The sequence below is a fragment of the Vibrio hannami genome, from assembly GCF_029589055.1.
GTDB lineage: Bacteria > Pseudomonadota > Gammaproteobacteria > Enterobacterales > Vibrionaceae > Vibrio > Vibrio hannami.
Window position 1 is genome coordinate 1325030 of the sequence record NZ_JARQZP010000003.1, and the last position, 16816, is coordinate 1341845.

20 protein-coding genes are annotated in these 16816 nt (G+C 41.7%); 5 read left to right on the forward strand and 15 right to left on the reverse strand.

All coding sequences use genetic code 11. The features are described from left to right. Positions 1 to 19 precede the first annotated feature (19 nt). Genes P7F88_RS07695 through P7F88_RS07755 form a run of 13 tightly spaced genes read right to left on the reverse strand, consistent with a single transcriptional unit; the run spans position 20 to position 10969 of the window. The gene (locus tag P7F88_RS07695; protein WP_277823395.1) at positions 20 to 1345 is read right to left on the reverse strand and encodes a TadE/TadG family type IV pilus assembly protein; all 1326 of its coding nucleotides are present in this window, start codon (positions 1343 to 1345) and stop codon (positions 20 to 22) included. Between the two features lie 2 nt (positions 1346 to 1347). Then, complete coding sequence (tadF, locus tag P7F88_RS07700) at positions 1348 to 1935, reverse strand: tight adherence pilus pseudopilin TadF (protein ID WP_277823397.1); 588 nt, start codon at positions 1933 to 1935, stop codon at positions 1348 to 1350. Next, positions 1928 to 2440, reverse strand: coding sequence for a TadE family protein (locus P7F88_RS07705; RefSeq protein ID WP_277823399.1), 513 nt, complete (start codon positions 2438 to 2440; stop codon positions 1928 to 1930). The genes tadF and P7F88_RS07705 overlap by 8 nt, the downstream gene beginning before the upstream one ends. Further along, positions 2437 to 3294, reverse strand: coding sequence for a tetratricopeptide repeat protein (locus P7F88_RS07710; protein ID WP_277823401.1), 858 nt, complete (start codon positions 3292 to 3294; stop codon positions 2437 to 2439). Before P7F88_RS07710 ends, P7F88_RS07705 begins: the two co-directional genes overlap by 4 nt. Beyond that, entirely contained in the window at positions 3294 to 4169 is an 876-nt protein-coding gene (locus P7F88_RS07715) for a type II secretion system F family protein (protein WP_277823403.1), read from the reverse strand. The genes P7F88_RS07710 and P7F88_RS07715 overlap by 1 nt, the downstream gene beginning before the upstream one ends. Continuing rightward, positions 4169 to 5086 carry a type II secretion system F family protein gene (locus tag P7F88_RS07720; RefSeq protein ID WP_277823405.1) on the reverse strand — a complete coding sequence of 306 codons (918 nt, stop codon included), beginning with the start codon at positions 5084 to 5086 and terminating at the stop codon, positions 4169 to 4171. The genes P7F88_RS07715 and P7F88_RS07720 overlap by 1 nt, the downstream gene beginning before the upstream one ends. Further along, positions 5083 to 6369, reverse strand: coding sequence for a TadA family conjugal transfer-associated ATPase (locus tag P7F88_RS07725; protein WP_277823407.1), 1287 nt, complete (start codon positions 6367 to 6369; stop codon positions 5083 to 5085). The genes P7F88_RS07720 and P7F88_RS07725 overlap by 4 nt, the downstream gene beginning before the upstream one ends. Before the next feature lie 2 nt (positions 6370 to 6371). Next, positions 6372 to 7613 (reverse strand): CpaE/TadZ family protein, encoded by a 1242-nt coding sequence (locus tag P7F88_RS07730; protein WP_277823409.1) that lies wholly within the window; start codon positions 7611 to 7613, stop codon positions 6372 to 6374. 9 nt (positions 7614 to 7622) lie between these two features. Beyond that, positions 7623 to 8123: a hypothetical protein gene (locus P7F88_RS07735; RefSeq protein ID WP_277823411.1), complete on the reverse strand. Its 501-nt coding sequence runs from the start codon at positions 8121 to 8123 to the stop codon at positions 7623 to 7625. Continuing rightward, a complete protein-coding gene (locus P7F88_RS07740) occupies positions 8120 to 9454 on the reverse strand; it encodes a type II and III secretion system protein family protein (protein WP_277823413.1) in 1335 nt (444 codons plus the stop codon). Before P7F88_RS07740 ends, P7F88_RS07735 begins: the two co-directional genes overlap by 4 nt. Before the next feature lie 9 nt (positions 9455 to 9463). Next, a complete protein-coding gene (cpaB, locus tag P7F88_RS07745) occupies positions 9464 to 10264 on the reverse strand; it encodes a Flp pilus assembly protein CpaB (protein ID WP_277823415.1) in 801 nt (266 codons plus the stop codon). After that, positions 10265 to 10702, reverse strand: a complete 438-nt coding sequence (locus P7F88_RS07750; protein ID WP_277823417.1) for a prepilin peptidase — start codon at positions 10700 to 10702, stop codon at positions 10265 to 10267. It abuts the gene before it with no gap. A gap of 33 nt (positions 10703 to 10735) precedes the next feature. Beyond that, on the reverse strand, positions 10736 to 10969 hold the full coding sequence (locus P7F88_RS07755) for a Flp family type IVb pilin (RefSeq protein ID WP_277823419.1): 234 nt from the start codon (positions 10967 to 10969) through the stop codon (positions 10736 to 10738). 715 nt (positions 10970 to 11684) lie between these two features. On the opposite strand from P7F88_RS07755, the gene P7F88_RS07760 reads away from it, so the two are divergent. The 3 genes from P7F88_RS07760 to P7F88_RS07770 all read left to right on the forward strand — a co-directional run bounded on the left by P7F88_RS07760 (position 11685) and on the right by P7F88_RS07770 (position 13304). After that, entirely contained in the window at positions 11685 to 11951 is a 267-nt protein-coding gene (locus tag P7F88_RS07760) for a DUF1496 domain-containing protein (protein ID WP_277823421.1), read from the forward strand. A 161-nt stretch (positions 11952 to 12112) separates the two neighbouring features. Continuing rightward, the gene (locus P7F88_RS07765; RefSeq protein ID WP_277823423.1) at positions 12113 to 12259 is read left to right on the forward strand and encodes a hypothetical protein; all 147 of its coding nucleotides are present in this window, start codon (positions 12113 to 12115) and stop codon (positions 12257 to 12259) included. A 271-nt stretch (positions 12260 to 12530) separates the two neighbouring features. Further along, positions 12531 to 13304: a GNAT family N-acetyltransferase gene (locus P7F88_RS07770; protein WP_277823425.1), complete on the forward strand. Its 774-nt coding sequence runs from the start codon at positions 12531 to 12533 to the stop codon at positions 13302 to 13304. Between the two features lie 50 nt (positions 13305 to 13354). Here the strand turns inward: P7F88_RS07770 and P7F88_RS07775 are convergent, their stop codons facing one another. Continuing rightward, a complete protein-coding gene (locus P7F88_RS07775) occupies positions 13355 to 13930 on the reverse strand; it encodes a class I SAM-dependent DNA methyltransferase (RefSeq protein WP_277823427.1) in 576 nt (191 codons plus the stop codon). A gap of 205 nt (positions 13931 to 14135) precedes the next feature. On the opposite strand from P7F88_RS07775, the gene P7F88_RS07780 reads away from it, so the two are divergent. Both P7F88_RS07780 and P7F88_RS07785 read left to right on the forward strand, forming a co-directional pair. Continuing rightward, positions 14136 to 15014, forward strand: coding sequence for a LysR family transcriptional regulator (locus P7F88_RS07780; protein ID WP_277823429.1), 879 nt, complete (start codon positions 14136 to 14138; stop codon positions 15012 to 15014). A 180-nt stretch (positions 15015 to 15194) separates the two neighbouring features. Then, a complete protein-coding gene (locus P7F88_RS07785) occupies positions 15195 to 16091 on the forward strand; it encodes a cation efflux transmembrane domain-containing protein (protein WP_277823431.1) in 897 nt (298 codons plus the stop codon). Positions 16092 to 16176: 85 nt separating this feature from the next. On the opposite strand, the gene P7F88_RS07790 is transcribed toward P7F88_RS07785, so the two are convergent. Beyond that, positions 16177 to 16572: a DUF2850 domain-containing protein gene (locus tag P7F88_RS07790; protein WP_277823433.1), complete on the reverse strand. Its 396-nt coding sequence runs from the start codon at positions 16570 to 16572 to the stop codon at positions 16177 to 16179. Positions 16573 to 16816 lie beyond the last annotated feature (244 nt).

The window sequence follows — 16816 nt, forward strand, 5'->3', positions numbered from 1 at the left end:
TTTATGTTCCTTTCTATTACTAGTTTGCTAGATAGCCAAATTCGTCGCTGATAAGCTCAAGGATTCGTTTTAGAATTTCCTTCTCATTCTTCGCTTCGTAGATATTTGAAGAGCCGACACAGTCCTCTAACGCCTGGTTTTCACTCACGGTATAGTCAAATCCGATTACAGCGATGGTTGACTGTACCTCTTTACCTTCTGAAGTGGTTTGGCTATCCAGATAATCGGTAATTTCCGTACATAAACCATTGTTAACGAGCGTGGCGGTCTTTGTGGGGTCATTATCCTTACCATCGGATAATATTATAATCAGCCGTTTAGGATTATCTCCCTGCGCAGCAATTCGGGCGCCACGTACCAATCCCTGATAGGATGCGGTACCACTGGCAGGGTAGAAGCGCGATATTTGAGCATTAAATGTTGTATAGTCCGACGTTAACGCCAGATCATAAAAATAGTTGCTCCTAGGAGTAGCTCTGATGAAATCACCGTCATCATCAATATAAACATAATGATCAGCGACACAGCCAACTGATCTATCAAAAATATTATAAGTACTGACTATCGAGAAATTAGCTAACTGCTGTCTGCAATATTTTTGGTTATAGAAACGCCTCCACCACCAGGGGCCCTGCCAATACTCACCAGTACTGGTAAACTGGTAAGTGCTGTCGTTATAGCCAACAAATGCGACCTTGCTGGTATCCATATTCTGGTAGCTATTGTATATCGCCAGTTCATCCGTCACAGCTTTGATTATATCGATGATATTTAGATATTTTCTCTTGGTTCCACTCCAATAATCCTGCATAGAACCTGAAAAATCGGATACAAGAATGACATCAATAGCAGTACTCTGATATTTGATTGAAGAACCAGATGAACTTACTTCAAAGCTATCACCCATAGCTGCGTTATTGGGAAGCCATGTGTCATGCTTGGTGGTTGCTGAAATGGTGTAGCGATAATATCTAGGCTCACCATTTTTTACCCCATCGACACATTCTGGTATCGAATCACAGTCTTTTTTCTCAATATCGATTGATTTGATAGATTCAAGATCGGTCAGATAATGTGTAAGGTACGCTTTTGTTATCGTCTGGTTAGTTTTACTGCCCTGCCCTAAAGAAATATACCCGGTATCAGGGTCACTAGGCTCATCTTCATTGGGGTCATTTTTCGCCGCCACAGCTAACGTAGCTGCTTCAAGAGCATCATCGATTCTGGCTTTGTCCTGAATAGCTCTTGAACCATCTATTGAGAGGCTCATCAAGCCCCACAACGCAGGCACCACTATCGCTACAACCAGCGCCGCGTGACCTTGTTGTCTGCGAATACTTTTCATATTTACCTCCCCGAAACCGAAGAGCTGGATACCACCGTTGAGAAACCATTATCTAAAACCGTAGAAACAAGGTCTTCAGTATCCCAACAGAGTGTTACCCGGTACATGGGACTGGTCCGATTCCAGGTAGTTTCTACACTGAGACGAAGCGCATCATCTTGCTCAAGATCCTGCAACGTCTGGTCTAACACACAACCAGTGACTGTACCCTCTATTCTATTTCCGAGGTTAAACACCGCATATTCCTGCCCGGTCCCCGAGTCTACTAGTTCCTCGATCACCATGCCGAAACGCTCTTCAACACCATTACCGTCTTCATCAAACTCATTAAATGTACGGGCCAATGAATTATTCGCGATAATTAGTAATTGATCCGCCTGCGCCTGGGTAATATTAAAATCACCACCGTATAGCTGAGTGCGTTCTTTTACTAAACTAACGATAGAATAAGAAAGCCTATCTAATTTCCCTTTTACAGAAAGCTTAATTGCGACATCTATTGAGAATAAAAAAAGCGTACCGAGGAACAAGCTGAGTATGGCAAACTCAACCACAAATGCTCCCTTTTGCTTTTTACTCAATTTACGCATTATAAAACTGAGACCTTTCGTATTCCTGAATAACAATCACTTCTCTGGCAAACACGGTATTGCCGCCAGTCAGGAAGGTGAAAATGCCGTTGTAGTCGTATGTTATATAGTAAATTGCCATCGCCTGCTGTGTCTCATTGCCACACTCAGCTTCTACAACTGCTCCTTCCAATGTAGGATCCTGGCAGGGAGCCACTACCATCTCCAGATCACCCAGATCGTCTACATAACTTACCCGAATCTTAAAATTATCCTTGTCAATTAATTTGCTCCATAACGCACTTTCATCTTGTTTATTTAGCACGGTTTTAAACTCGGTAAGATAGTCCGAGTCTTCTTTCTTTGCCTTCCGCGACGCTTCTGTTATTGCGTAATCGCAAAGCGAAGAGATATATGAGATATAGTTAGCTTCAACCCAACCCATCAACATGGTCCAGAACACCATAAATCCCAGAGCAAATTCGATACTTACCACACCTGCTATTTTTCGTTTTCGGCTTTTCATTGTTCAGCCTCCTCTACAAGTTTAGCAGCTATTGCTTGAGTATTCGTTGGTATCGCTTTTCCCTGAAGATCAGTGCTATCAACGGCATTCAAGTGAGAGAGATCATCCTGGTTCAAGTCACTTTCCATCAAGCGCAGAGTAACGTAGATTTGCTGAGCTTGTTCCTTGGTATACCCCTGATCTTTCAGCACTACTTCTAAAGGCTTATACATATCCAGTTTTGCGTAGGCCAAAGCTAAATTGGATAAGACTTGCGGATCTTCATTACCCTTTTCATAGATAGGATAAAGGCGACCAACAACGTCCATATAGTTGCCTTCAATCAGATCCAGTACAGCCAGGTTATTTTTGATAATAACATCATCAAAAAAGTGCTTCCTCGCCAAAAGAAAATAGTTACGAGACTTCTGATAATCCCCCTTCTCTGCCCAGATAAGCCCCAATAAATTCTCGGTCTCGGCCATCTCTGGTTGCGATTTCAGAGCCTGATCAGCGTAGACCAAAGCATCATCAACCGATCCCTTTGCAAAATAAATCTTGGCCTTAAGGAATGATATGCTGGCTAATTGAGCTTTGTCGGGAGTGATCTGTTCAACGTGAAAAGCAGCTGAGTCATAATCTTTCATATCAACATATGCCGAAACTAACTTAACTCTTATCTCTGTTGACTCTCTGTTTCTTAACGACTCTCTATAAAACTCAATCAGCTTTTCACTATTGTTAGTGCTAACCAGTAACTCTTCTCTGGATTCAAAGCTAGCATTATCCGCAAGTTCCTGCTGGCTTTGCGTTGTTTTGGTTACACAGCCCACTAAAGAAAAAATCGCAACCAGTAAAACTATTTGTTTGATCATTACATCAACCTCGCAATACCTGGGGCTATAATCAAAATAACGATAGGAAACATAATAAATAGCACCAGTGGAGCGGACATTTTGGCGGAAAGCTTACCGACCTTTTCTTCCAGAGTCAGCATATGGGTTTCCCGAATATCGGCAGCAAGTGTGGTTAATACTTTATAGATGGATGAGCCATACTGAAGGCTTTGGTTTATGGTCATAACAAAACTACGTATCTCTGCCGATGGCATTCTTTCATAAAGCTCTTCTAAGGCCTTTTCTAATCCAACAATTCGTGCTCTGTCGTTGGTTTTCTTTAGCAAATAGGCCAGATCTTTATCAAATGCGATCATCTCTACGGCAAGGTAGGCCATGGTTGACTCAATGGTCATACCGGTTTGCACACACACTGCCATAAGATCAAGCAGATATGGTAGTTGACCGGATACCCTCTCTCTGATTCTTCTTGCACGAATAGAAAGGTAGGCATCGGGGACAATTATCACACCTATAATCCAAAACAAACACCCCAATAATATATTCGACGGAACTACACTACTATAAAAATAGAGTAGCGACGCAACTAACACCCCCATAGCTAAGAGCGTATATTTAATAGGTAAGAACAGATAAGCCCAGCGAACATTATAAAAACCAGCTGCGGTAAACTTAGCCTCGATATCATCTTCGGATGCCGCCAATAGCCCAGAAAGCGTGCCACCTATATTATGTAACAGATCATCATCTTCTGATTTGACATCTTCTTTAGATAGACCTATTTTTTCTAGCTTTTTCTTACGCTTAAAACCAGAAACTAAAGTCCACATCAATAGAAGAATTCCAACAGCTAACAATGCATAAATAGCGAACAATACTTGGTAGGAGTTCATTATCTTACTCCTCTCATTAGGCCCCAGACTATCGATAACCCTACTGCTTCACTGATCAACAGATAATAGAGTATCGGGCGCCCATCAGGGTCAAACATGACAAACTCGTAGTTTTCTGGTGCAATATATTGCAGCAATAATAAAAATATAAACGGAAGAGCGCCGACAATCTTGGCGGATGTTCGAGCTTCGGCAGTAAGCGCATACTTCTTTTTCTCTATTGCTTTAGCATTGGCCATCACCCGGTTAAGTTTATTCATTACCTCTTTAAGCTGACCACCGCGCTGCATATTGGCACGCAGGGTAATAACAAAGAACTGAAAAGATGGATAAGGAAAACGCTGTGCTGCTTTACTAAACACCTCGTCGGGATGCTCCCCCATCTGCAACCTATCTCCCATAGATTTAAATTCAGCACCAACACTGCCATCCAGAGTTTTTCCCACATAGATAATGGCATGCATAATACTTTCGCCAGATGAAACCGCACTAGCTAATATATTAAGCGCATCAGGGAATGCAGCTTCAAACTCTTTTTCCTCTCGCCGTTGCAACCACAGCATTCCAATCACAGAGCCAAAAAATAGGAAAAAGATCTCAACAAATAATATATTGCCCTTGAAAAAACCGTCATTAACTTCATAACCGACAAATAATACTAGGATATAAAACAGTACCAACTTAATTAGTGCAAAGCTGCCTAGCTGCTTTCTTAGGTTTTCAAGGTATCGCTTAAACCTCTGGCGGTATGTCAGCCCGGAGAGTGACTCAAAATCCACCGCAGAGTCGATATCGGCCATACTGTAGACTTTGACCGTTCGGTTATACTCTTTAAAATAGCCATGAGTTGGCTTTCTGGTCAAAAGACCAAAAACAATAAGTGCAACACCAAAACAGATCAAAGCTATATAGATCATAAGTTTACCTCGCGTCCAGCAAACAGACTATCAAGCTGTTGCTCAAGACCAAAGTAGCGAGCTTTTTCAACCAATACCGATCTCTTCATTAATCCGGCAGTAACAAAGTTACCTTCCACATGTTCCGCATCTGCTGAAACTTGGTTTGGCTGAAAGCGGAATATCTCCTCCATCACTACATTGGTACCTTCTATGCCAACCACCTCAGAAATACTCATCACCTTACGGCTACCATCGTGTAGACGGCTAATCTGGATAACAATATCGACCGCGCTAACGATACTGCGCCGAATCGCTTCTAGCGGCAGGTTATTGGTTGCCATCATCACCATGGATTCGACACGCGCCAGTGCATCGCGCGGCGAGTTTGCGTGAAGAGTAGACATTGAACCATCGTGCCCGGTGTTCATAGCCTGCAGCATCTCAAACGCTTCACCACCACGACACTCCCCGACGACGATTCTGTCAGGGCGCATACGAAGGGCATTAATCACCAGATCCCGCTGGGTAATCATACCGGTGTTCTCAATACCTGCAGTTCGGGTTTCCAGACGCACCACATGGGGCTGTAGTAACCTTAATTCAGCCGCATCCTCAATAGTCACAACCCTTTCTTTTGGCGAGATAAACTGAGACAAAGCATTGAGCATGGTGGTTTTACCTGAGCCAGTACCGCCAGAGATAAGAATATTCAAACGACAGCGAGCTGCAATCATAAGAACCTGAGCGATTTCCTGACTCATGGCACCAAACTCAACTAGCTTGGGGATATCAATCGACTGCTTTTTAAACTTACGAATAGAGATAGAGGTGCCATCTAAAGCAATCGGAGGGATAACAATATTTACCCGGCTGCCATCTGCAAGGCGGGCATCACAAAGCGGGCGGGAATCATCGACACGGCGGCCAATTCTGGTAGCGATTCGTTTGGCGATCTCCAGCAATTGTCCTTCATCAATAAAGCTGATATTCGCCTTTTCAACCAGACCGTTACGTTCAATAAATACATTCTCAGCACCATTGATCATAATATCTGTAATCGATTCATCTTCCATCAGAGGCTGAAGAGGCCCCAGACCATGCAACTCATCTACCAGGCTTTTTACGTACTCATTACGCAAAATCACAGGAATAGAAAGGGCATCCTTATCCACTAGCATATCAACCGCTTTAGAAAGCTGTTGGCCAAGCTGTTCACTGGTTAAGGTATTGATCGCCTCTGGGTCAAGCGCATCAAATATCTGTTTTCGGATGCCTTTATAAATTTCTTTTGCATCACTCATGGCTAGCTCCTACGATTTCTGGAGAAAAACAGCCCTTTTTTCTTTTTCTCTTCACCGACTATCAAAGATGCCAGCTTCTCTATTGCTCGCGCAGGTTTACCTCGCTGTTTCCAGATGCGTTTATTATCTAACAAAAGCGTATCAAGTTTTTTTATGTACGGGATTTCAACATCGACAGGTTGACGGAGAAACTTATCCATTTCATTTAACTCCACTGTCGAAGACGCATCAGGAATAGTACGATTTAACACCAAAATTAATCGAAGCTTATCGTTGTTGCTGGCATCCAGGATACGTTTGCGTATTTTTGCAGCTTCTCTTACAGCAGAAACGGTTGGAGAGAAGACCAGCACAACGCAATCCGAGCGCTCAGCAACCATTTCATAAGTAATCGTCTGGGTACAAGAGGAGGAGATATCATCGAGAATAAAGTTCACTTCCTCCGCAAGAAACTCAGAAACAGTTTTGGTGTAACCGTAGACTTCATTATCAGGCAGCTCTGCCGACGAGAGCGACAAAACCGATAACATTTTAGACTGGCGGTTAAGCAGGCTCTGCGAGGTGGTGCTATCAAGGCTACTGATAAAGTTACCCGAACGTATCTGACGTTTTTCAAACTTTTCTACGCCAAGCATAATATCCAGGTTACCGCCCTGATAATCGTTATCGACAACAACACATGAAGAGCTTTTCGCTTCTGAAAGCACATAACCGATCTCAGATGATAAAAACGTGGTTCCGACCCCGCCCTTACAACCGACAAAGCTAATTTGCTTGGCTATACGCTTCTTGCCTAATCCTTTATTTCGGTTTCGGTTTTCAGCAACACCTTTTACAAATTCGGTAAGTTCTTGTTTAGTAATTGGCCAGAACAGATAGTAAAAACCCAGTTGCTTTAGGTTCCGTATGGTAGATATAGCATCTTCACTACCCACAACAATCACTGAGGCATCGTTTGGCAACAGATGATTCACTTTCTCTGCGTCGGCTACAACATTATCACTCTGATTAAGTTCCAAAATCACGATTTCGACGTTAGTATCACGTACATGCTGCTTTATATCTGCCTCTTTATTTGACTGTATGGCAGGTTCAGGCATACCTTCAAACCGAAATGCCTCTAAAACCAGGGAGCGGCACTCGTCGGTCTGAAAAAACAGAACCGTAGAAGAGTCATGACCAAGCTCACCTGAAGCAGAGCTGGATTTGGAATCACTTTTGAGGATATCTACTAAATCAAACATACAGATGTCCTATTTTTGAATAAGCATTTTTTCAGGATTTACCATTGACTGCCATCTGGCACCCTCGGCATAACACCCATTACTCTCGACGCCAAATCCTCCAATAGCCTCGTAACCACAAGTGCTAACAACCGCCTTATTAACAACGGTTTCCAGCCTTAGGTCTTGCTTAAATTGTGGTGTAGAGCCATCTTCTCTGGATTTAAGAACGAGTAATTTGTGGCTGTCTATCCCCTGGCTTAGGAGATAGTCGGCATATTTGTCTGCTAGTGCTTTTCCTGATTTGCTGTTCCAGTAAATACTCACGTTCTGGGTTGCCACCAAATCCCAGTGTTTTCTTACGTACTCATCCAGTTCGTTCCAGGCTATTTGGTTTTTGTTGTTCTTGATCTCAACATCAATCGAATAGGTAATTGGCACTACTTGTATATTGGTACCATGCCGCTCAGCAACACGTTCAGCGCAAGCGACCAAACCTAAGCAGATAAGAGGAAGTAATAGTTTTTTCATTGTTTAAACCCTCCAGTTGCTAACACTTGTTCGGCCCACTGACTTTTCGCTTTCTCGTACTTACTATCAAGCCCAAAGAAGCGTTGCAGGTTAGTGGTTTTATGCATGGTAGGTAGTTGAACAGTTGAAGGGTGAACGGGTTGAACCAGGTTCACTGTTGCGACAATGATTAATTCAGTTTTGTAACGCAAAGTTTCCGTATGTCGGAATAGAGCTCCAAGAATGGGAATATCACCAATATAAGGGATACGCTGCAGGGTCTCTTGCTCTTCCGTGCTAAGTAAGCCACCTAAGACAAAGCTTTGACCATCACCAAGCTCTACCGTAGTTCTTGCTCTTCTAGTTGTTAAAGCAGGCAGGTCGTAAGATTCGTTACTGTAGGTATTATCCAGAGCACTCACCTCTGGCATCATCGATAGTTTGATTTTGTCGTCGCGCAGTACTTTTGCCATTAACTCTAGGCGAATACCGTATTCTCGGTATTCTACACTGGTACCACCATCTATTACGGTAACAACTGGTATCTCACCCCCAGCGAGAAAGCTAGCTGTTTCACCAGAAATCACCGATAGATTGGGCTCAGCCAGAACCTGGCCAACATTATCATTACCCGTGGCCGTAATCACCGAAACAATATCATCGGCGCTAAAGTTGGTAAGATAGTCTACAAAAACCCCTGATGCCTGACCTTCGCTGCCAAGCTGGATACCAAAACTTTCCAGAAAAGAGTGCGAGACTTCCGCAACAGTAAGTTTTACATTCACCTGTTTGGTAGCAACCACTTCGATATTATTTACGAGACCCTGGAACTTATACTTACGCATAAAATCCATTTCATAGTTCTCATCGCCTAAATCCCACTCAACCGTTGTGACTTCTGCATCTTTGCCCAATAACTCACCCGCGAGATTATAAATGTCTTCCCGTTCCTGATCAGTGGAAACCGTGCCACTTAGCACTGCCTGTTCTCCCAGGTTATAAATCGTAACATCGGCATTTGGGTACCTGAGCTGTATCTGTTGCTGAATATGAACGAGGCTCTTATTGACTACTAACTTTCGGTTAACCAGAGTCTCACCCTGCTCCCCAAATATAAGCAGTGTTGCGTTACCAATTTTTTTACCGAAAAAGACCACCTTGTTATCTTCAATTACCTGATAGTCTGCAACTTCTGGATTAGAAATAAATACTGAGCCAATCTCCTGAGAGGTACGCAGCGTCTGTGCGTCTCCTTCAGAAAGGTTAACAATTTTTGCTGAAAATGCATTTTGGCTAGCCAGCAAAAGAGTAAAACCTAGCCAGGTAAAAACTCTTTTAATTTGTACATCCATATACATGCCTTATCTTATTTTGGCATCGCTTGAACGATACTCTCTAATTGCTTTATAACTTGGTAATACATCACCAGAGTTAGCTTTTAATAATTCTGCCTGGTCTTTGCCCATAGACTTATGTACTTCTAACTGGGCAATGTTTTTCGCCACCAGTAAGCGAGCAAGCTGCTTTCTGGATAACTCGATAATTAAACTTACATCAGATTGATTTTGTCTACCTTTCACTTCATCTAACAATTCTTCTTTCTGAACTTTAATAACTCTAACCGCCATCAAAACAGGAGATATGGAGACAGACTGATAAGCATCAACATTAGATTCAATCGCAAGGTTTTGATTTGTCGATGAGAGCGCAATAATATCAACCAGAGAGCCATGTTTTATTAAACCACCAACAATGGTTTCAGGGTCAACTTTAATCGCATAGGGAACCATCCCTTCGCCAATAGTAAGATCAATATATTCGGCATCGTCCGGCGAGACAAAACTGGACTGGTGAACAAGTTCGTTGGGTTCAATTTTTAGACCCGCGACCATATGGGGAATAAATTGTAGAGAGACATTTTTAGCAATCCCCATTTCATGGGCTTGCTGTTCAGATAGTAACTCTATTTTTAGGTCGGCCTGAGTCACTTCCTGCCCTGGTACCAGCTCCTGCTTACTCTTCCAAACCTTAATCTTTATTTCTTCTTTTTGCGGTGTGGCAGCAACTACCTTTACGGGTTCTTGTTGTTTATTTTGAGTAAGCCCATATATGCCTGCGCTAATGGCTATAAGTGCTATAGGTACGATTATTTTTAAGTTCATTTATACCTCAGCTATTGTCATTAAAATTCCAAGAAAGCACCCGAAAGCTATCGATACGCCATATGCGATACCAGCAGGCTGTTTTGTATCACTTAACTTCAGAGCAACTAAACTAATAATCGCTTGAATTCCCCCTGCCATTAAAATCAATATAACTGTAGTCAAATAATAATCTAGGTCTATGAGAGGAGCTAAAATTGCCATTAGCTTCGCATCACCAGCCCCCCAAAGGCCAATGTACCAAACTATGCCACCAACGATTATAGACGGGATAAAAAAAATAAGATTTGACACTTGCCCATATAAAAAACAGTGGCTAACAACCAATAGCGCAACTAGTGCTAAAAGTTTATTGGGTATTGTTCTAATTCTAAAATCAATAATACAAATGGTTATTACTAAAATAAAAATACCATATAGTAAGTAATAACCATCCATATTCATACAAGAGCTTTATGATATACCGTACTATTAGCCAGCATCACCTGTACCCGTATCTTCAGTAGCAGTTCCTAAGGCTGACTGTAGTTTCTCAAAAGCATCCGTTAGCCCGTCTTGAATGCCCCCTTCATTAACAAAGAATACTAATAGTACAGCGGCAATAGCACCACCAATTACGGCATATTCAATTGCAGTTACGCCGCGCTCATCATTTTTAAATTTTTCCAGCGCTAGTTTCGCTTTAACATATGTTGATAAAAGCATAATTAACTCCCTGTGGTTTACACCAACTTTTCATTTTAAGGTTAATACAAAATAGAGCTGAAATTACGAGTCTTACTTAAGTTTTTAGCAAGTTGAATAGACGTACCCAGCCTTCCAATTAATTATTGGTCAGTTTATTGATGAAAACAAACTTTAATTAATAACCAATAACTTAATTAAAAATATAAAACAAACACGTGAAGTAAGACACGATACCAATACAAAGTTAGCAGATATTCTAAAATTAATTAGCAATTAATAAATTAGTTATTATATCTACATGTTTCCATTGAATTTAGTTCTTTCGTATTGAAAATTAACAATTTCCTAGTACAAAAGTACTAAAAATTCGAATAATACAAGATAAAACAAATAGTTACGCACTATTATATAAAATAGTTAATAATGTTTAGTAGTAGAGGTTCTATAATTTATCAATAGTGACTATTTAATTAAGTGTATTATACTTTAGAAGTATCAAAAACGAGACATTACATTTAGATATCGATATATAGTGACAAACATCACAATTATAGACATTAGACCGATATGAGTGAACCTTTAATGGAAGCAAGTTAACAATAACACTGTGTAAACAGATTGAAACTGTTTATTTTATACACAAACATGTGTAATGGTTGTCAGCGACGTTATTGCAACAATTACTGCTATTAAATCTCAGAACTTATGCCCTTTACTCACCAGGAAGGTTGATATGATAAACTTTCGATTGATGTTCTTGTTAGTCTCCATACCAGCCTCACTTTCAGCAAAAACCATTTCGACACCGGATAAGGCAATTGTGCTTGGAGGTGACGATATCGGTAAGCGCGTCTGTTACTACCAGGACAAAGCATATTCAGAAGGGGCCGTTTTACAAATAGGCGAGCACTATATTATCTGTGATAAAGCCAATAGCTTTGAAACCAATGGCAGTTTGAAATGGCACCAGCTAAAAGGTGATATTGAGAAAAAACAATAAATGTCATTGAGTTACCTTCGTCCCATGACTGAATACAATCAAAATATGTAACATTACTTTCATTAATGTAATTTTATTACCAATCAAACATTGACATGCATCACATTTATGGCAATAATGTGATCAGAATTTAGTCATACAAATCAAAATAAGGTAATAAAATGAGCTCAATCCTAGCATCACAAGTAGAAGTAGCAGAAAACAAATCTAACCTTAAAGAAGCACTATCTGAACTAGCTGCAACATTTACGATGTTCTCAGTAACAGCAGCAATTATTCTTGTTCTAAGTCTTCAGTGGGCTGTTTAATTCACTACCAACACTGATGTAATGAAACCCGTATGTGACTCCGTATGGAATTGAATGAATCAACTGTCATTTAAGCATTCACATGGAAGGGTTTTACAATCCCTCTATCATTTTTTCGGCTGGATAATTTCCCGATCAGGGAAAACTAAATCAGGTAACCAGCTGTTATAAGTATTCTTCCTGCACCACTAACTCTAAAACTTCTTACCCATATTGATATTACATTCTGCTATAGTTCAAGATTCATACACCTACTAAGGCTATAGAGATATTGGACATCCAAACCATCCTTCAAGAATACAATCGGTTTGAACGTATCGGCGAATCAGTACCCGGCTGTCAAAAAATACAGGATAATCAAGTCGTAAAGATCGTATCGCCCGGTAAACATGGCAGTTACATCAATTACTTTGATCTTAGCTCTGAACAAGCCGATATTCGTATCGAACAAGAAATAGAATTTTTTACCCGGCAGAATAAAGGCTTCGAATGGAAAGTCTATGATACTGATACCCCATCAGATATGGGGGAACGGTTAGTTCACCATGGTTTCACCGCCGGAGAAAGAGAGTCGTTTATGGTGTTTGATATTGAAAAACACCATCATAGATTTAGCAACTACCAGCACAGGTGTACAAAAGTTACTTCGGCAGATCAAATCAAAGACACAATGAGTATTCACCCGCAGGTATGGGGAGGAGATTTCTCTCATCAGGAACAGGCGCTTATTGATCAATTTACCGCAGAGCCAGGCTCGGTATCTATTTACAACGTTTACGTAGATGGAAAAGTGGTATCTTCTGCTCGTATCACTTTCAACGGAAATAGCCGTTTTGCCGGGCTTTGGGGTGGTTCAACATTACAAGACTATCGAGGTAAGGGGTATTACACCGATTTACTTGCAGCAAGAGTGCTTGAAGCAAAACAAAGAGGCATCAAATATCTGATTATTGATGCCTCTGATATGAGTCGCCCAATTGTAGAAAAATACGGTTTCGAGTTCGTAACCTATACCACTCCGTATGAGTTCGAGGCTCCTTATTAAGTCCATAGCTCTTTTATGAATTCAAAGCGTAGAAATAAGCTGGAATAGGCTTATTTCTCTCCGATCCCCATGACCACAGACATTGGGCCCTGCTCAGTATCGACTTCAAATGGAACCGATACGGTCACAGTGTCAAACCCAGCCTTAACCAGTACTTTTTCAACTGAGGCTTCTGTGAGCCCGTCTTCACCTTCACTAGCAAGCCAGTCCCAGTGCACAAATACACCATCTTCTTCCAGAAGGGTGTAAATGATGTATGCTGCAGTATCGAAATCCTCAAGAAAGCCGCATACAGATGACGCAACCACGCAGTCAAACTGGCCGCGGAATGCTGGGTGCTGAGCGACCAGTCCTCGGCTGAGGTGATCCACCACGGGTTCAACATTTTCCAGTAACTTTTTATCCAGCTCCTCGATCATCTCTTCAGACGCATCCAGAGCAACAATATCTTTTGCAAATGGCGCAATTTTTTCGCTTAAAAGGCCGGTTCCACAGCCAAAATCAAATACACGCTTACCTTTCAGGTTGATGATTTTCTCAAGCTCTTTAAATGCTTGCTCGGAATAGTTACGGACAGATTGATCACTTTCCCACTCCGTAGCTAACTTATCCCAATCGTGTGCCATTCGGCCTCCGTTCATACATCCCTATCTGAGCCCATGTTAAACAAAATCTCTCTTCGCTTCACGAAAAATTCTCGCAAATTATTAACAAAGCTCACGACTTTTCTCATATTTGGCTACGACTTAGCCAGTCTGGACTTAGGTGTTCAACGTATGCACAATACGGTTTGAATATTACCAATAAACGACGAAGCATTTCTGGAGTGCTATGAACCTTTCCCATATCGAGGCATTTTGTGCTGTTGCTGACCTTGGCTCTGTATCAGAAGCAGCCAGGCAACTCGAGTGTAACCGCACAAAATTAAGTATGGCGATCAAGGCATTGGAGAGAGAGCTTGATATTGAGTTACTCGTAAGGACAGGGAATCATGTTTCTTTGTCTGAAGCTGGAAAGGCAATCTACAAAGATTGTGAAAGTATGCTTGTTACCGCCGAAAGGATTAAACAAACCTGCAGTCAGGCATCTGGCGAGTTCAACGCAGAGATTTGGATAGCACGCGATGATTCTCTTCCTGATGATTTATGGCAAGATCTTGCTCATAGGCTCAATAACAAATATCCCGCCACCTCGTTTAATATTGTGCTGGCCTCAAGTGGTGACCTTTCCAATCTCGTTGAAACTAAGCAGGTCGATTTTGCCTTTGGTGTCGACTATGAACGCCTTGATGATCCTCGCATAAACTACAATCCACTGGGCAAAATTCGAATGATGTCGGTGTGCCGTTCCGGGCACCCACTTACTAAGCTGCGAAGGGTTTCTGATGAAGTACTGAGGAACGAGATGCAAGCGTCAATGGCTTATCTGAACGAGAAGGATAACCCTGAGTTGCAACCCTTTTCTTTAAGATACATAGGATTTTCAAGCTTCGACTACATGCTAAACACCATCCTGCAAGAAGATGCCTGGGGTGTTATGCCAGAGCCGCTAATTCGTCACCTGTTAAGAAAGGAAGAGCTGGCCGTGATCAAACATACCTATGGTCTGACACAAGAGGACTACTGTATGTTTAGCGCCGCCGGTATGGCTGAACATCCCGGAATGGCCTGGTTAAATGATAAACTCAGTGATTATCTGTTCGATTTTTAGACTTTTTGTTCACTCAGTCAGCGTCAATTTTAATGACACCAGATTTCGTTCATAATTGATTGTTTTAATTGATTTTTAAGTTTACACCGACAATGTAATCCATTTCATTTCAACACTTAACATTTGATAATTATCCTCCGCTAGAAAAGAATAGAAGCATGTTTGTTAGCGGATTATTTTATGTGTGCCAGAGTTAGTCAGAATGAAAATCGTGTCTTAATCTTCTCAGCCCTTTTGGCATCTGGCTTTGCCATTGGTGGCCTGGTACTAGGTCTACTGGTTGGTTCTCTGGTTATCGTGTTCGACGGTGTCTATTCTTCAGTCAGCCTGCTGTTAACATTATTGTCACTGGCGGTATCTAAATATATCCAGACCCCCTCTAAAAACAACTTTCCTTTTGGCAAAGCGATACTTGAGCCAATAGTAATTTCCATTAAAGCGATCGTTATTCTTGGCATTGTAGGTTACTCACTTCATTCTGCGGTTATCGCGATGTTTACTGGTGGGCGTGATGTTGATGCCTCTATCGCAACTCTATTTGGTGTGGTTAATGTTGTTGGTTGTGGGTATGCGTGGTGGTATATCGCCAATAAAAGTCGAACTTTTTCCTCTGGTCTAATTGAAGCAGAATCCAAGCAGTGGCAAATGGACACGCTTTTAAGTGTTGCCGTTACCTTAGGTTTTGTTACCGCCTGGGGGGTAACATTCACTCCGTGGGCCAGTTTGTCTGTGTATGCCGACCCTATGATGATGTGTCTGATGTCGGGTTACTTTATTAAGGTTCCTTTCGATATGCTTAGAGAAGCAGCTCGTGAACTTCTGATGATGAGTCCGGACAAAGAGATATGCAGTCAGGTAGATGAAAGTATTCAAGCCGTTGATAGTGTATCCAGCCAGAATATTGCATTGGCAGGCGTAACCAAAATTGGTCGCGAGTTACGAGTGGATGTGGATATTAAAATTGATACCAGCGCGATTATTGCGGTAGATGATATCGAACGAACTCGCAGCTCGATCACTCGCAAACTTTCTGCACTGCCATTTGACCTACAACTTAACCTGAGCATTGCGAGGTAGCCATCGCCTCTGTTACCTGTTACCTGTTACCTGTTACCTGTTACCTGTTACCTGTTACCTGTTACCCATTATCTTTGTCTATTGCCTATTTCTGCTGAAAGTGCTCCGCTAAAGATACACGTCTTGCCGGGCCAACACCTTTGTCTGTTGGAACAGTATGTTCGTAGCCTTTTTTGATAAATGAAGCAGCATGTCCACCACCAGTAATTCTTCTGAGGCGTTCATCGTTATCTCCAAACACCTGATACTCGTATAGCGTGTCACCTTTGTAAAACGACACGGTCGCACCGTCAAACTCAAATGACGTAGCCACAAAGCGGTTATCTACGCGCACACCATCTTCTCTCAGGAAAAAGACATCTGTCGCGTGAGAAGGAGCCCCTATCTCCGTCCACATTCCATAAACGCGGCTCTTATCTGTATATTTTGCGTAACTCTCGATAGATATATAGATAATGCTGAACAGGGTAATTGAGATCATAAATAGCCACAAATACCGTCCATAAGGTACCGGCCGTCTTAGTCCACTCAAATTGTTACTATTGTCCTGCCCACGGAACGACGAACGCGAATCAGCCATACTTCCTCAGTTATAAATGAGTCTTATTGATATCCTAGCCCAGCTAGATATGCTGAAACAATATTTCTCCTAAACTTAAATCATTTCTTACATTTTTTCTGACAAGCTGTCACAAACCGAGCAACTATCCAGAACTAAGAAAGCC

Bases quoted from the DNA above. Each gene is read 5' to 3' on its own strand.
- P7F88_RS07695 (WP_277823395.1), bottom strand. From the start codon at position 1,345: ATGAAAAGTATTCGCAGACAACAAGGTCACGCGGCGCTGGTTGTAGCG.
- tadF (WP_277823397.1), bottom strand. From the start codon at position 1,935: ATGCGTAAATTGAGTAAAAAGCAAAAGGGAGCATTTGTGGTTGAGTTT.
- P7F88_RS07705 (WP_277823399.1), bottom strand. From the start codon at position 2,440: ATGAAAAGCCGAAAACGAAAAATAGCAGGTGTGGTAAGTATCGAATTT.
- P7F88_RS07710 (WP_277823401.1), bottom strand. From the start codon at position 3,294: ATGATCAAACAAATAGTTTTACTGGTTGCGATTTTTTCTTTAGTGGGC.
- P7F88_RS07715 (WP_277823403.1), bottom strand. From the start codon at position 4,169: ATGAACTCCTACCAAGTATTGTTCGCTATTTATGCATTGTTAGCTGTT.
- P7F88_RS07720 (WP_277823405.1), bottom strand. From the start codon at position 5,086: ATGATCTATATAGCTTTGATCTGTTTTGGTGTTGCACTTATTGTTTTT.
- P7F88_RS07725 (WP_277823407.1), bottom strand. From the start codon at position 6,369: ATGAGTGATGCAAAAGAAATTTATAAAGGCATCCGAAAACAGATATTT.
- P7F88_RS07730 (WP_277823409.1), bottom strand. From the start codon at position 7,613: ATGTTTGATTTAGTAGATATCCTCAAAAGTGATTCCAAATCCAGCTCT.
- P7F88_RS07735 (WP_277823411.1), bottom strand. From the start codon at position 8,123: ATGAAAAAACTATTACTTCCTCTTATCTGCTTAGGTTTGGTCGCTTGC.
- P7F88_RS07740 (WP_277823413.1), bottom strand. From the start codon at position 9,454: ATGGATGTACAAATTAAAAGAGTTTTTACCTGGCTAGGTTTTACTCTT.
- cpaB (WP_277823415.1), bottom strand. From the start codon at position 10,264: ATGAACTTAAAAATAATCGTACCTATAGCACTTATAGCCATTAGCGCA.
- P7F88_RS07750 (WP_277823417.1), bottom strand. From the start codon at position 10,702: ATGGATGGTTATTACTTACTATATGGTATTTTTATTTTAGTAATAACC.
- P7F88_RS07755 (WP_277823419.1), bottom strand. From the start codon at position 10,969: ATGCTTTTATCAACATATGTTAAAGCGAAACTAGCGCTGGAAAAATTT.
- P7F88_RS07760 (WP_277823421.1), top strand. From the start codon at position 11,685: ATGATAAACTTTCGATTGATGTTCTTGTTAGTCTCCATACCAGCCTCA.
- P7F88_RS07765 (WP_277823423.1), top strand. From the start codon at position 12,113: ATGAGCTCAATCCTAGCATCACAAGTAGAAGTAGCAGAAAACAAATCT.
- P7F88_RS07775 (WP_277823427.1), bottom strand. From the start codon at position 13,930: ATGGCACACGATTGGGATAAGTTAGCTACGGAGTGGGAAAGTGATCAA.
- P7F88_RS07780 (WP_277823429.1), top strand. From the start codon at position 14,136: ATGAACCTTTCCCATATCGAGGCATTTTGTGCTGTTGCTGACCTTGGC.
- P7F88_RS07785 (WP_277823431.1), top strand. From the start codon at position 15,195: ATGTGTGCCAGAGTTAGTCAGAATGAAAATCGTGTCTTAATCTTCTCA.
- P7F88_RS07790 (WP_277823433.1), bottom strand. From the start codon at position 16,572: ATGATCTCAATTACCCTGTTCAGCATTATCTATATATCTATCGAGAGT.